Source organism: Streptomyces sp. NPDC059743, assembly GCF_042732975.1.
Classification (GTDB): Bacteria; Actinomycetota; Actinomycetes; order Streptomycetales; family Streptomycetaceae; genus Streptomyces.
This window is the reverse complement of the sequence record NZ_JBHWGS010000014.1, coordinates 159,667-173,871: the sequence shown is the minus strand read 5'-3', so window position 1 is coordinate 173,871 and position 14,205 is coordinate 159,667. Positions and strand designations below refer to the sequence as shown.

Sequence of the window (14,205 nt, the reverse complement as noted above, 5' to 3'; positions counted from 1 at the left end):
GCCCCTCAGGTGAGAAGCCGCAGCTGTAGCCACAGGATGAGACGCTGATCGGCGTCGTGCAGGTCGATGCCGAACACTTCGACCGCGCGCCGGGTTCGGTACCGCAAAGTGTTCTGGTGCAGGGCCTCTTCGGCATTCTGGCCGAGAGGAGGAATCGCGGAGCGGGCCGGACTGGCACGCCTGAGGGCCCCGAGGAAGGCGTTACAGTAATAAGGCTGTTATAGCTGCGTAGAGCGAACCTCACGCAAGACCGAGGGGACTTGCATGACGGGACGTCGGGCCGAGTTGCGACGCCGCAACCAGGAAGCCTTGATCGCTGCTGCGGAGCAGCTGTTCATGAGCAAGGGCTACAAAGACGTCAGTGTTCAGGCGATCGCACAGGCAGCCGACTTGACCAGCGGGGCCATCTACTCGATCTTCGGTTCCAAGCTTGACCTGCTGTTCGCGGTGCTCGACCGCACGCTCGATGAGTTCGGCGCGGCGATGACCAAGCTGGGCGACGACCAGGCGCTGACCGCCACTGACGTACTGAAGGCGTACGCCGAGGAGTACCACCGCATCGTCGCGTCGTCGGACGGACTCAGGGCCCTCAGGCTTGAGGTCGACGTCATGGCCGTCATTCTTCGCGACGAAAGGCCCCGGGAGGGTCTTCGCTGGGGAAGCCGCGGGGACGTGCTGAGCTCCATGCTGACGTCCCGACTCATCGCCCCCGGCGATGAACGCCGGCTCACGGCCCAGGAGGCCGAACGTCTCGCTGTCGCGGTCGCCTCGATGCTCAGCGGGCTGGCCTTGCGCCAGGTGCTCGCCGGGAGCGGGTTCACGGCGGGGCAATGGGCCGACTTCGCGAGCGCGTTGGCTTCCGCTGTCGACAGGACGTGACATGGCGGGCGGCCGGCTCCGGGAGAGGTCGGCCGACTGAGGCCCGCATGCGCGGGTGGTGCTGCCAGGCAGCGGTGAAGTCTGCGCCGCGATGTGCGGCGCCCCCGTCCTGAGGCGGAGTGAGACCCGTCGGGCGGAGTTGGCCACATGCATCCCATCAACGATAGTGACGTTACGGTAGTAGTGCTGTTATGAATTGCCTCTGGGCTCCACTCACCGAGGAGCGGCGGCGGGCGGCGTCGTGTCCTCTGACTGTCGCTGCCTCCGTACTCCTCCGTACTCCTCCGTGACCGGTCCGGCCGGCGGTCGCCCGGGAGGCAGGGCGCGCGGCCAGTTCGCGGCCCGCGATCGCGGAAGTTGGGCGTCCGCACTGAGGCGCCGTTGTCACAGGCACATCGAAGATCGAGGTGGAAGTCGTCGTGGACTACGGATACGTGCCCAGTCGGATCGACCGGTTGCTCACGGTGGACGAGTTGAACGCTGCTGTCGAGGAGCTTGTCGGGGACTTCCCCGAGCTGTGCCGGCTCCGGCGGGTCGGCTTGTCGCGCCAGGGCGAGCCTCTCAATCTGCTGTCTGTGGGGCATGGCCAGGAGCAGGCGCTGGTGGTGGGCGGCCCGCACCCCAACGAGCCGATCGGACTGCTCACGGTGGTGCATCTGGCCAGGCTGGTCGCCGAAAGCGGCGAAGCGCGCGGGCGCTATACGTGGAACTTCATTCCCTGTCTCGACCCCGATGCCACACGCCTGAACGAGGGCTGGTTCGCCGGTCCTTTCACCATCCGCAACTACCACGAGCGGTTCTACCGCCCCGCTCTTGCCGATCAGCCGGAGTGGACCTTTCCGGTGCTGGAGGAAGGGGCCTACTTCGACGGAATGCTTCCCGAGACGCAGGCTCTGGCCCGTGTCATCGACGAACTCAAGCCCCGGCTGTCGTACTCCCTGCACAACGCGGACTTCGGCGGTGTCTTCTACATCCTCAACCGCAACCTGACCGGCGCCGCAGAGGCGCTGGGGGAGGTCAGCGTCAGGCAGGGTGTCGAGCTTTCCCTCGGCCCCATGGACACTCTGGGCTGGCCCGAGGCGGGACGCGCGGTCTACCTCATGCCCGAGGCCAAAGCGCTGGCCGCCGCCGCTGCTCGCGAAGACGGAACGGCCCGCTTCGGCTCTTCCAGTTCGCACTACGCCGGACGACATGGCGCCACATCGCTGATCGCGGAGACCCCTCTGTGGCGTGACCCACGGGCCAACGACGTCAGCACCAGCGGCCGGTCCTACTCCGCCGTCCTGGTGGAAGGCGCCGGCGACGCCAAGAAGACCGTCGAAGAAGTCGCGAGCATCACGGATCCGGTGAAGCCCCACCTGGTGATCAGCACCCCGCTGCGCCGTGCTCTGGCTGGGTCCATCGAGCAGACCGAAGGGCTCGTGCCGGCCTATGAGGCCATGGCCTCGGTGTTCGCGGACCGGGACGCCACCGTCGCTGAGGAGTTCGCTGTCCGCTGCACGACCCATATGCTGCGGCTGAGGGCCGCCGGCCTGCTCCGGCGACAGCTCGACGCCGAGCTGCGGGCCGGCAACCAGCGAGCCGCTGTGCGCGCGGCCGGCCAGGAAGCCGGCGCGCTGTTCGACATCTGGTGCGCCGAAGCCGAGGCGTACCTGCTTGCCGAGCCCTACCCACTGGGCGACCTGGTCGCTGTGCAGGTCGAGGCAGCGCTGGCGGTAGCCGGACTGCTGGACGCCGAAGCCGGGTAACGGGCGCGGCGCCCTGATCGCCACCATCCGCGCCACTTCGAAGACGCGCCCTGGCGAACCTGTCCTGCTCGTTGCCTGCGGTACGGCCCTCGATGCCGGAGTCCACTTGTCCGAGAACCTCACTGGGCCGGTTCTCGATCCTCCAGTCGCGCCGCTGCCGCCCGTCGCTCGCCGAGTTCCTCGACGCCGACCACATCTTCGACGTCACGCGCCAGGGCTTCGACTGGTTCCAGGACAAGTTCGACCACCCCTACCCCTTCCGCAAGTACGACCAGCTCTTCGTGCCCGAGTTCAACGCGGGCGCAATGGAGAACGCGGGAGCGGTCACCATCCGCGACCAGTTCATTTTCCGCTCGAAGGTCACCGACAACTTCTACGAGCGACGTGGCGAGATCATCCTGCACGAGCTCGCCCACATGTGGTTCGGCAACCTGGTCACCATGGAGTGGTGGAACGACCTGTGGCTGAACGAGTCGTTCGCCACCTACACCGTCGCCGCTGCCAGGCGTCCGCCATGACTGTGGCTGAGTCGGACATGCGCGAGCCGGAACCGCCGCAGGGCCGGCGCGCCGACCGCGTTGTGCGGCATTCCGGCCCGTCCTGTCGAGCCGGGCAACCCTCGTGCGCCATCGGACGGTTGTCATGGGTGCCGTGGTGACGGCTGTGGGCGACCTTATGCCTTCCGTACCCAAGAGCCCAGCACCATCAGTGTCTTGGTGCCGGTCACCTGCCCCGACCGCCGCAGACCGTCGATGGTTTGCTGCAGGTGTCCGATGTCGCGGACGCGGACATGCACCAGTGCGTCAGGGTCGCCGGCGATGGTGTAGACCCCCACGACCTCCGTCACCTTGTGGGCGACGCGCACGATTTCGCCCACCGGGGTACTGCCCGCGAACGACAGCTCGACGAAGGCTTCGATGCCCCATCCGAGTTTCGTGTAGTCGATCTGCGCGGTGAAGCCGGTGATCACTCCGCTCTCACGCAACCGGTCTACGCGGCGTTTGGCCGCGGCGACCGACAGCCCGATCTTCCCGGACATCTCCGAGAAGGTCCGGCGGCCGTCCTCGCGGAGCATGCGCAGCAGCTGGTGATCGACCTCGTCGAGGCTTGTCATCGGTACCCCAAGACGGAAGCAGGAACGCAAAGTAAAGAAAGAATACCCCGCCGGTACTTTATAACTTTGCGTGTTTACCCTGCTCTCTCGCAAGTTGCTTGCTCCGATGCCGAGTGTGTTGCTGTCCTGGGCGCACTGAGCGGCACGGAGAAGAGGAGGCCCGCGTGCGCACCGAACCCGCCGCGATTTCGCTGGATGACAAGTACGTGCTCCACAGCGGGCGTGTGCTGATGTCGGGGATCCAGGCACTGGTACGACTGACGCTGGAGCAGCGGCGCCTGGATGAGGCACGCGGTCTGAACACACGCGTGTTCGTCAGCGGCTACCAGGGCTCGCCCCTGGGCGGGGTCGACCTGGAGATGGGCCGCGCCCGCCGCTTCCTCGACCCCGAGGGCGTAACCTTCCGCGCCGGACTGAACGAGGAACTGGCCGCGACAGCGGTCGCGGGAACCCAGATGCTCGGCAAGGTCCCCGGCAGCCGCCACCAGGGCGTCACCGGTTTCTGGTACGGGAAGAACCCGGGCCTGGACCGGGCGGCCGACGCCATCCGGCACTCCAACGTGGCGGGGACCTCGGCCCTCGGAGGGGCCGTCGCCTGGATCGGTGACGATCCAGGCAGTAAGTCCTCGACCGTCCCCAGCTCCTGCGAACCGATGTGCCAGAGCCTGTCGATGCCACTGCTCGCCCCCGGCTCCGTCGCCCAGATCATCGAATACGGCCTGCACGCCGTGGCGCTGTCACGGGCTACGGGACTGTGGGCAGGCATCAAGATCGTCGCGGACATCGCGGACGCGTCCGCCGTCATCGACCTGGACGCGATGGGCTCCGGCATCCCCGCCGGCCCCAAGGCGCAGCGCGGTGCGCCCCCCACCCTGGTGGGCCCCGCCTCTCTGGACGCTGAATTCGACATGCTCGTCCGCCGCTTGGACCTCGCGCGCTCCTACGCCCGGGAGAACGGCCTGAACCGTGTCGCCTTCAGCGCACGCCGCGCCACCCTGGGCATCCTCGCCTCCGGCACATCGTTCGCGGTCGTGCAACGCGCCCTGGACGACCTTGGCATCGACCAGCCGGCCATGGAGAAGCTGGGCATCCGGCTGATCCGCCTGGGCATGCCGTTCCCCCTTGCGGCCGACGAACTGGTGGCCATGACCGGCGACCTTGAAGAGGTCCTTGTCGTGGAGGACAAAGTGCCCTTCCTGGAAGGACAGCTGAAGCAGGCGCTCTACGCAATCCCCGATCCGCCTACTGTGGTCGGACGGTACGCCGAAAACGGCCGACCGCTGCTGACGGCGCGCGGCACCCTGGCCGCAGACGACGTGGCCACGGCATTGGCCTCGCGCATCGGCCCCGAGCGGCTGCCGCGTACAGCTGCCCGGCATCTGGCCGCCCTGGCGCCCTCGCCTCCGACGCGCCGTACGCCCCTGCCGATGGCCACCTCCCGTACCCCCTACTTCTGCTCCGGCTGTCCCCACAGCACCTCCACCCGCACCGCAGACGACACCCTGGTCGGCGTCGGCATCGGCTGCCACGCCATGATCGCCCTCGACGGAGCAGGCCGCGGCAACCAGATAGGTCTGACCCAGATGGGCGGCGAAGGCGCGCAGTGGCTCGGCATCGCCCCCTACACCGATGACCGCCACTTCGTACAGAACCTCGGTGACGGAACCTTCCACCACTCCGGCTCCCTGGCCATCCGCGCCGCCGTCGCGGCCAACGCCACCATGACGTACAAACTGCTGTACAACGATGCCGTGGCCATGACGGGCGGCCAGCGTGCCGAAGGCCGGCTGGCCATTCCCGAACTCACCCGATGGCTGGCTCTCGAAGGCGTCCGCCAGGTCATCGTCACCACCGCCGAGCCGTCCGCATACCGGGGAATCACCCTCGACCGCATCGCCACCGTCCGGCACCGCGACGACCTTCCCGAGGCGGAAAAGCAGCTGGCCGCCGTCGACGGGGTGACCGTGCTCATCCACGACGACCGCTGCGCGGCGGAGGAGCGCCGGCTTCGCAAGCGGGGACAACTCCCCACGCCCGCGGAGAAGGTCGTCATCAACGAGCGCGTGTGCGAGGGCTGCGGAGACTGCGGGGACGTCTCGACCTGCCTGTCCGTCCAGCCGGTCGAGACGGAATTCGGCCGCAAGACCCAGATCCACCAGGCGTCCTGCAATGCGGATCTGACCTGCCTCAAAGGCGACTGTCCCTCCTTCCTCCTCGTCGAGCCGACCACCCCACGCCGCCGCACGATGCCGCGGCTGCCCGGCACCCTCACCGAGCCCGTACTCGCCGTGAGCGGCAACAGCGTCCTGCTGCGCATGCCGGGGATCGGCGGCACCGGCGTCGTAACGGTCTCCCAGATCCTGCAGATGGCCGCCCACATCGACGGGCACTACGCGGCGGGACTGGAGCAGATCGGCCTCGCACAGAAGGGCGGCCCGGTCGTCAGCGACCTGCGCATCTCCACCTCGCCCATCGAGGGAGCCCTGAGGGCCTCACGTGCCACCGCCGACGTCCTGATCGGCTTCGACGTGCTGGGGGCATCCGCCGACTCCAACCTTCGGACCGCCCGCGGCGAACACACCATCGCCGTCGTTAACACCGCGATCGTGCCCACAGCCGCGATGGTCACCAACCGTGTGGCTGTTCCCGGATCCCCGGACGAAGCCCTGGAGCGCATCGAGTCCGTCACACGCGCCGAGGACAACCTCTACCTCGACGCCCAAGCTCTCTCCCAAGCCCTGTTCGACGACCACATGCCGGCCAACATGCTCCTCATCGGAGCGGCCTTCCAGCACGGCTGCCTCCCCCTGTCCGCCGACGCGGTCGAGCAGGCGATCCGCCTCAACGGGGCAGCGGTCGACAAGAACCTGGCGGCGTTCCGATGGGGGCGCGCGGCCGTCATCGACCGCCCCGCCGTCCTCGGAGCACTCACGGCACCGCACCCGCCCGCCGTCGACATCACCCCGGCCGCCCGGTCCCTCGCGGCCTCCGTCACCGCCTCCACATCGCTCCAGGACACCATCGCCCTGCGTGCCACCGACCTGATCGCCTACCAGGACGAGGCGTACGCCCGGCGCTACACGGCCGACGTACGCCACGTGGCCGACCGCGCCCGCACGCTCGCAGGCGACGAGCCGGGGAACAGGATCGCCCTCGCATACGCCAAGGGCCTGCACAAGCTGATGGCCTACAAGGACGAGTACGAGGTCGGCCGGCTGCACCTGGACAGCGTCGAACAGGCCAAGATCACCGGACAGTTCGGCGCACAGGCCCGAGTCTCCGTCATGCTGCACCCGCCGGTCCTACGGGCAATGGGCATGAAGCGGAAGATCCGCCTGCGACGCTCGGCACCGCTGGTCTTCCGCACCCTGCGCGCAATGCGCTCCCTGCGCGGCACGCGCTGGGACATCTTCGGCTACGCCACCGTCCGGCGCGAAGAGCGCGCCCTCGTCGACGAGTACCGCGCCCTCGTCGACGACGCCCTCAACCACCTCACCCCGCACACCGCAACCACGGTCGAGGAAATCGCCCGACTCGCGGAAACCGTCAAGGGATACGAGGACATCAAACTCGCCCGCGTCGCCGACTTCCGCACCGGGGCCCGCAAGGCCCTGCAGACACTCACCGCGTCAGCCCCCGCCTCCGCCTGATCCGGCCCCGACCACAGGAACAGCCGATGCCCGTCGAACGACTGCTGCCCAGCCAGGAGGCCAACGACCTCCTCGGCCTGGTCATCGACATCGCCGAAAAGGAACTCGCCCCCCGCGTCGACGAATACGAACGCACCGAGACCTACCCCCAGGACCTGTTCACCCTGCTCGGCCAGGCAGGCATGCTCGGCCTGCCCTACCCGGAGGCCGACGGGGGAGGAGGCCAGCCCTACGAGGTCTACCTCCAGGTCATCGAGGAACTCGCGGCCCGCTGGGCCGCCGTCGCGGTCGCCGTCAGCGTCCACACACTGGCCGCCTTCCCGCTGCTCACCTTCGGCACCACCGCCCAGCGTGACCGGTGGGCCGAACCGGTCCTCAACGGCGAACTGATCGGCGCCTACAGCCTGTCCGAACCGCACTCCGGCTCCGACGCCGCAGCACTCACCTGCCGCGCCGACAAAAGCGACGACGGCTACCGCGTCAACGGCAGCAAAGCCTGGATCACCCATGGCAGCAAGGCCGACTTCTACACCCTCTTCGCCCGCACCGGCGCCGGCAACGGCGGCATCTCCTGCTTCTTCGCACCCGGACAAACCGACGGACTCTCCTTCGGAAACCCGGAACGGAAGATCGGCCTGCACGCAGTCCCCACCACCTCGGCCTACTGGGACAACGCCCTCATCACCCCCGACCGCCTCATCGGCGCCGAGGGACAAGGACTCCAGATCGCCTTCAGCGCCCTGGACTCCGGACGCCTCGGCATCGCCGCATGCGCCACCGGCGTTGCCCAGGCAGCCCTGGACGCAGCCACCCAGTACGCCCAAGAGCGCACCGCGTTCGGCCGAAAAATCATCGACCACCAGGGCCTCGGCTTCCTCCTGGCCGACATGGCCGCCGCCGTTGAATCCGCACGCGCCACCTACCTGGACGCGGCCCGCCGCCGCGACGCCGGAGCCCCCTACAGCCGCCAGGCCAGCATCGCCAAACTCATCGCCACCGACGCCGCCATGAAGGTCACCACCGACGCCGTCCAGGTATTCGGCGGATACGGATGCACTCGCGAATACCCCGCGGAGCGCTACATGCGGGAAGCGAAGATCATGCAGATCTTCGAGGGAACAAACCAGATCCAGCGCCTCGTCATCAGCCGGCACCTCACCCGACAGCCCTAGAAGAGACCCCATGAACATCAGTGGAAACGCGGCACTCGTCACCGGCGCCGCCTCCGGGCTCGGCGCCGCAACCGCCGCGCTGCTCGCCCAGAACGGCGCGCATGTCTACGGCCTCGACCTCGAGCAAGCCATCGGCGACGCACCCGCACCGCCGGACAACGTGACCTTGCTCGCGGCCGACATCACACACGAGGAACCGGTGCGCACGGCACTGGAGCGCGTCGCCCGAGACGGACACCCGCTACGGCTGGCCGTCAACTGCGCCGGCATCGCGCCCTCCGCCCGCGTCCTGGGACGCCGCGGCGCCCACCCGCTCGACCTGTTCCACCACGTGGTGAACGTCAATCTCGTCGGCACCTTCAACGTGCTCCGCCTCGCGGCCCAGGCCATCGCCCGGACCTGCGCCGACGATCACGGCCAGCGCGGACTGATCGTCAACACGGCCTCCATCGCGGCCTTCGAAGGACAGGTCGGTCAGGCTGCCTACGCCGCCTCCAAAGCCGGTGTCACCGGTCTGACCATCACCGCGGCCCGGGACCTCGCCGACCATGGCATCCGTGTCATGACCATCGCACCAGGAATCGTCGACACCCCCATGATGGCCGGATTCCCTGACGCGGTGCGTACGGCCCTCGCCGAAGGGGTGCCCATGCCCCGCCGCCTGGCACACCCCGACGAATACGCCCGACTTGTCCTCATGATCGCCGCGCACGACTACCTCAACGGCGAGACCATCCGTATGGACGGTGCCTTGCGCATGGCGCCCCGCTAGGCCGTGTCTGCCACATAGCGTCGTCCGCCCGCAGGGCGGGGCTCACGGCGTCTGGTGCGTGCGATCGCAAGGCGGAGGGTCATCCTCGTACTGGACGTACTTGGATGATCCCGACAATGCGGCGAGCGTGCGTGCCAGGCGTCGTGAGCCAGACGGGATTTGTCAGACACGGCCTAGCCCCAGCACAGACACCTGACGCCCCGGAGCGTGACCGCGTGGCTTCTTCCTGGTTGACGCGAACCGGGGTGAGCAGACGGCACGGCTCGTACGCACGGCTGGGAGATTCGGAGGTGGGGGTGGGACTTCGCGGAGGCCCGCGAGGAACTGGTTGTGGGGGAGGAGGTCCGCATCGCCGGCAGCGGCCTGCTGCGCCTGACGCGGCGGACTCGGCGGGACGGAGACGCCGGGTGCTGTGTAACGGGTCATTTCGGTGGCCTCCCGGTTTTCGCGCCGCCCGCCGTTGGACGACGCCGCACGGTGGACAGTAGGGACCGGTACGTTGCAATCAGGTTGCCGCGGATGTGGATGCGGGTGTGGGCGTGGGCGTGGGTGTGGCCCTGACGGGCTCCGGATCCGGGCACGCCCGTACGTTCGCGCTGGACGAGCCAGTAGTACGTGAAGCCGCCCGCGGCGACGATGCCGACGAAGAGGAACGCGCCCCAGCGCGGATACCAGTGGAAGAGCGGCTCCGCGTTGTGGACTTCCGGGCGTGGCCAGGCGAGATTGACCGACATGCCGATTCCCCAGAGCACGGCGAGGAGATTGACCGGCAGCCCGAACCGGCCGAGCGAGAAGTGTTCCCCGGACGAGAAGCGCCCTTTGGACGAGAAGTGCTCTTCGGACGTGGGCTTGGGCTGCCAGGTACCGCGCAGCCGTTGCACCAGCATGGGCAGTGTGACCGTCAGATAGGCCAGATAGATCATGATGATCGCGATGCTGGTGATCACGGAGAAGATCTGCGGTTGATTGACATTGATCACGAGAGTGCCGACGGCGACCAGCCCGACGGCGATCGCGGCCACCACCGGAGTCCCGAACCGTGGGCTGACCCGGGCGAGCAGCGAGGAGGCGGGCAGACAGTTGTCGCGGGCCATCGCGAAGACCAGCCGGATCCCGGCCCTGTGCACCGTCAGCGCGCAGACGGTGATGGCGATGACCACGCACCACAGCACGATCTCGCCGACGGTCGGACCGAGAGTGGAGAGCAGCACGAACTGGATTCCGTCCGCGGACAGCCGTGTGGAGTTCAGATCGGGCACGGCCAGCAGAGCGAACAGGACGATGAGCCCGCCGATCAGGAGAGAGACGACGAGGGCCCGCAGGATCGCGTGCGGTGCGTTGCGGCTGGAGTCGAGGGACTCCTTGTCACGCGACGACGCTGTGCCGAATCCGTACATGACATAGGCGGAGGCGAGCAAGGCGGTCAGAAGCGCGCCGGCATAGCCGAGCGACTCACCGATGCCGTCGGCGCCGCCGCTGCCATGACCGGCTGTCCGGGTGATCTCGCCCGGTCCGTGCGTGAGATGCGCGGCCAGCAGCGCGATCAGGGTGAGGGCGGCGATGAGTTCGACCAGCACTCCGGCGGGTTTGAACCGGGCCATCGGTCTGACTCCGAACGCGTTGACCAGGGTGGTGAAGAGAATCAGCACCGAGCCGAGCAGTACGGCGTTGGCGGCGGCATCGGTCCTGCCTGTGCCGGGTCCCACGAACTGGAAGAACCGGGAGATCTGCGGCAGCGTGATCTGGTAGGCGAGGGCGACCGTGGAGAGGGACACCATGGTGGCCGTCACCATCATCCAGCCGCCCAGCCAGCCGATATGCGGACCGCCGAGCTTCCTGGCCCAGTTGTGGACCGGCCCGGTGTGGGCCGTATCGGTGTGGACCGAACCGGCGACGGGATGGCGGGCGGCCAGCTCGCAGAAGCACAGCGCCACCATGAGCTGGCCGAGGAACACCATGGGCCATGACCACCAGTAGCCGGGCCCGGCGAATGTCACACCGAAGTAGAAGAGCGGGAAGGTGCCGGTCAGGATCGCGAGGTAGCTGATCCCGGCGGCGAAGGTGTGGGTATTGCCGAGGGCGGGCTGGAGTTCCGGCTTGTCGCCGGAGGCCTGGAGCGACTCGTCGTCGCCCTGATCCTGGCTGCGGATCCCGTCGATGGCAGGGAGAGGTTCGGTAGGGAGGGGTTCGGCCTCGGCAGGGATGGGTTCGGCCTCCGGAGTCGGCGTACCGGTTTCCGTCTCGGCAGGCATGACGCTCCTTCACATGGGCACACACCGTGGTGCCCGTAAACCGAGAGTAAGGAGATCGGGGCCGGTTCGCAGCGCGAGCGACAGCGGGCAGCAGGCCACGCTCGCCCAGGGAGGAGAAACCGCTTCCTGTCCGCTGATCTGTGACGTAGAGACCCTCAATGCTCCCTGAGTGAAAACCCTTTACACACCCGGAGCCCTGACGTAAGACAAACCAAGGGACCACCGCCCGGCACACCCGTACACGCCGTACGCACACGTCGCACCGCTGCTTCTGGAGAGACGGAGAAGACACCATGTCCCAACCGCCCGGCTCCGCACCCGACTTGTCCGCCCCGCGCCCTCTCACCCGGCGCCGTGCCGTGGCCGCGCTTGCCGTCGCCGGCGTAGGCGCCCTGGCCTCCGGCTCCGTCGTATCCGCGTCCGCCGCCGTACGCTCCGTACCTGCCGCCGCGCCGGCCTCCTCCCGTCGCCGGGGACGGCTGCTGGCCGCCGAGCGCGTTGATGAGCGCACCCTGAACCTGCGGATCGAGTCACCCGCACTCGGCCGTACCGCCAACGCCACCGTGCTGCTGCCGCCCGGCTGGGACAGTTCGCCCACCCGCCGCTGGCCCGTGCTGTATCTGCTGCACGGCTGCTGCGGCGGCCCGGGCTCCACCGGCTGGGGCAACGCCGCCGCCATCACCGCCAATACACCGGCACTGATCGTGACGCCGGAGGGCGGACCGGCCGGTTTCTACGCCAACTGGTGGAACCAGGGCCGGTACGGTGCTCCCGCCTGGGAGACCTTCCATCTGACCGAGGTCCGCCGCATCCTGGAACAGCAGCTACGGGCCAACGACCGGCGCGCCGTGGCCGGGCTGTCCATGGGCGGACACGGCGCGCTGTACTACGCCGCCCGGTATCCGACGCTCTTCCGCGCCGCCGCGTCCTTCAGCGGACTCATCAACACGGCGCGTTATACGGCCGGCATTCAGAACATCGTCAGAGGACAGGGACTCGAACCGCTCGACCTGTGGGGCGATCCCACCGCCCAGGCGGCCCTCTGGCGGGAACACAACGCGTACGAGCTCATCTCGCGCCTCCCTCGTGGCTTTCCCGTATACGTCAGCAGTGGCAACGGCCTGCCCGGCCCGTTCGACGCGCCGGACCGTACTCCCGACGCCCTGGAGGCGGTGCTCGACCTGATGGCCGGGGACTACATAGCGCGTGCGCAGGCCCTCGGTCTGAATGTCACCGCCGACCGCTACGGTCCCGGTACCCACACCTGGCCGTACTGGGAACGTTCCCTCACCCGCTCGCTCCCGATGCTCGCCGCCGCCATCGGCGCGACCTGACGGGCCTCGGCCGAGCGCAGGGCGCAGGACCACAGGGCACAGGGCGCCCGCACGGACCGCGATCCGTGATCCGCGTCAGGGCCGCTGCCACGCGTCCAGTTCGCGTACGCGCGCGAGCGCGGCGGGCCGCTGCGCCACGGGGAGTACGGACGCGAGCGCCCGAGTCCGCGTCCACGCGGACCGCCAGCCGGTACGGGCGCGAGCGCAGCAGTCCGGCGCCGAGCAGTCCGCGCAGCCGGGAGAGTTCGGCGCGCAGAGTGACCGGATGGACCGACTCGTCCTCGTACAGCTCCACCAGCAGCTCGTCGCCTGTGGCGCCTTCCGGACGCCGGGCGAGCAAGGTCAGGATCTCGCTGTGCCTGCGGCTCAGTCTGACCTTGCGGCCCGCCGTCACCAGCAGCGCTTCGTCGCGGCCCAGCGTGGAGAGCCGTACGGAACCGGCGGCGGCCGGTGGCGCGAGCAAGGCGAGCTGTGATTCGGCGGCGCGCGCGACCGCGCCGACGAAGGCCAGGCTGTGTGGATGAGCCAGTCGGTCGCCGCCGGTGATGTCCACTGCGCCCAACAGCCGTCCCGTGTACGGATCGTGGACGGGCGCCGCCGCGCAGGTCCAGGGATGGGCGGGCCGCTGGAAGTGCTCGGCGGCGAAGACCTGTACGGGCCGGTCCACGGCGATCGCGGTGCCCGGCGCGTTCGTTCCGGCAACGGCCTCCGACCAGCGGGCTCCCGGGACGAAGTTCATCCGGTCCGCCCGCAGCCGCGTCGCCCGGTGTCCCTCGACCCACAGGAGTCTGCCGTGCGCGTCGCACACCGCCATCAGATGCTCGCCGTCCATGGCGTACGCGCCCATCAGCTCACGGAACAGCGGCATCATCCGGGAGAGAGGATGCGCGTCGCGGTACGCGGCGAGCCCGTCGTCGGTCAGCTCGACGCTCGCCGTGCCCTCGGGGCTCACGCGGGCGCGGGCGGAACGCTGCCAGGAGGCGGCGACCACCGACCGTACGGGCCGCTCGACCCGGCCCGCGGTCGCGGACGACTCGTGCGCCCGGCGCAGTACGCCACGGCGCTCGGCCGGATCGGTGCCTCCTTCGAGGGCCACCCAGGTGTCGGACAACACGGCCTCCCCGGTCGGACGGGCCGGACCCGACCATCGTCACCCCCGACGACACCGCCCGGCAAGCGTCCTGCCGGCCGCCGATCCGGCTCACCGGCGGGCAGCCACTCCCTGCGCTCGCCGTCCGTCTTCCGTGTCTCTCCGTCAGCCCTCACTCAGCCTTTGCTCAGCCC

10 protein-coding genes and 1 pseudogene are annotated in these 14,205 nt (G+C 68.8%); 7 read left to right on the top strand and 4 right to left on the bottom strand.

Annotation, left to right across the window (positions count from 1 at the left end):
• Positions 1-5: 5 nt before the first annotated feature.
• On the bottom strand, positions 6-122 hold the full coding sequence (locus ACFV6H_RS25180) for a helix-turn-helix domain-containing protein (protein ID WP_384985724.1): 117 nt from the start codon (positions 120-122) through the stop codon (positions 6-8).
• A gap of 142 nt (positions 123-264) precedes the next feature.
• Between ACFV6H_RS25180 and ACFV6H_RS25175 the strand changes: the two genes are divergently transcribed.
• The 3 genes and pseudogenes from ACFV6H_RS25175 to ACFV6H_RS25165 form a co-directional block, all read left to right on the top strand.
• On the top strand, positions 265-879 hold the full coding sequence (locus ACFV6H_RS25175) for a TetR/AcrR family transcriptional regulator (protein WP_385545990.1): 615 nt from the start codon (positions 265-267) through the stop codon (positions 877-879).
• 464 nt (positions 880-1,343) lie between these two features.
• Positions 1,344-2,627, top strand: a complete 1,284-nt coding sequence (locus ACFV6H_RS25170; RefSeq protein ID WP_385546232.1) for a M14 family zinc carboxypeptidase — start codon at positions 1,344-1,346, stop codon at positions 2,625-2,627.
• Positions 2,628-2,782: 155 nt separating this feature from the next.
• Positions 2,783-3,133: pseudogene (locus ACFV6H_RS25165) on the top strand (M1 family aminopeptidase); the annotation flags it as partial.
• A 167-nt stretch (positions 3,134-3,300) separates the two neighbouring features.
• On the opposite strand, the gene ACFV6H_RS25160 reads toward ACFV6H_RS25165, so the two are convergent.
• Entirely contained in the window at positions 3,301-3,741 is a 441-nt protein-coding gene (locus ACFV6H_RS25160; protein ID WP_384985685.1) for an Lrp/AsnC family transcriptional regulator, read from the bottom strand.
• A 164-nt stretch (positions 3,742-3,905) separates the two neighbouring features.
• Between ACFV6H_RS25160 and ACFV6H_RS25155 the strand changes: the two genes are divergently transcribed.
• The 3 genes from ACFV6H_RS25155 to ACFV6H_RS25145 are packed head-to-tail and all read left to right on the top strand — an operon-like array spanning position 3,906 to position 9,335.
• Complete coding sequence (locus ACFV6H_RS25155) at positions 3,906-7,391, top strand: indolepyruvate ferredoxin oxidoreductase family protein (protein ID WP_385545987.1); 3,486 nt, start codon at positions 3,906-3,908, stop codon at positions 7,389-7,391.
• 26 nt (positions 7,392-7,417) lie between these two features.
• Positions 7,418-8,563: an acyl-CoA dehydrogenase family protein gene (locus ACFV6H_RS25150; protein WP_385545984.1), complete on the top strand. Its 1,146-nt coding sequence runs from the start codon at positions 7,418-7,420 to the stop codon at positions 8,561-8,563.
• Positions 8,564-8,573: 10 nt separating this feature from the next.
• On the top strand, positions 8,574-9,335 hold the full coding sequence (locus ACFV6H_RS25145; RefSeq protein ID WP_385545981.1) for an SDR family NAD(P)-dependent oxidoreductase: 762 nt from the start codon (positions 8,574-8,576) through the stop codon (positions 9,333-9,335).
• Between the two features lie 422 nt (positions 9,336-9,757).
• Here the strand turns inward: ACFV6H_RS25145 and ACFV6H_RS25140 are convergent, their stop codons facing one another.
• Entirely contained in the window at positions 9,758-11,587 is a 1,830-nt protein-coding gene (locus tag ACFV6H_RS25140; protein WP_385545979.1) for an APC family permease, read from the bottom strand.
• A 293-nt stretch (positions 11,588-11,880) separates the two neighbouring features.
• Between ACFV6H_RS25140 and ACFV6H_RS25135 the strand changes: the two genes are divergently transcribed.
• Complete coding sequence (locus tag ACFV6H_RS25135) at positions 11,881-12,921, top strand: alpha/beta hydrolase (RefSeq protein ID WP_385545976.1); 1,041 nt, start codon at positions 11,881-11,883, stop codon at positions 12,919-12,921.
• Here ACFV6H_RS25135 and ACFV6H_RS25130 read toward each other — a convergent pair.
• A complete protein-coding gene (locus ACFV6H_RS25130) occupies positions 12,875-14,032 on the bottom strand; it encodes a GAF domain-containing protein (protein WP_385545973.1) in 1,158 nt (385 codons plus the stop codon). The two genes, ACFV6H_RS25135 and ACFV6H_RS25130, sit on opposite strands and share 47 nt — an antisense overlap.
• Positions 14,033-14,205 lie beyond the last annotated feature (173 nt).

Bases quoted from the DNA above. Each gene is read 5' to 3' on its own strand.
- ACFV6H_RS25175 (WP_385545990.1), top strand. From the start codon at position 265: ATGACGGGACGTCGGGCCGAGTTGCGACGCCGCAACCAGGAAGCCTTG.
- ACFV6H_RS25160 (WP_384985685.1), bottom strand. From the start codon at position 3,741: ATGACAAGCCTCGACGAGGTCGATCACCAGCTGCTGCGCATGCTCCGC.
- ACFV6H_RS25150 (WP_385545984.1), top strand. From the start codon at position 7,418: ATGCCCGTCGAACGACTGCTGCCCAGCCAGGAGGCCAACGACCTCCTC.
- ACFV6H_RS25145 (WP_385545981.1), top strand. From the start codon at position 8,574: ATGAACATCAGTGGAAACGCGGCACTCGTCACCGGCGCCGCCTCCGGG.
- ACFV6H_RS25140 (WP_385545979.1), bottom strand. From the start codon at position 11,587: ATGCCTGCCGAGACGGAAACCGGTACGCCGACTCCGGAGGCCGAACCC.
- ACFV6H_RS25135 (WP_385545976.1), top strand. From the start codon at position 11,881: ATGTCCCAACCGCCCGGCTCCGCACCCGACTTGTCCGCCCCGCGCCCT.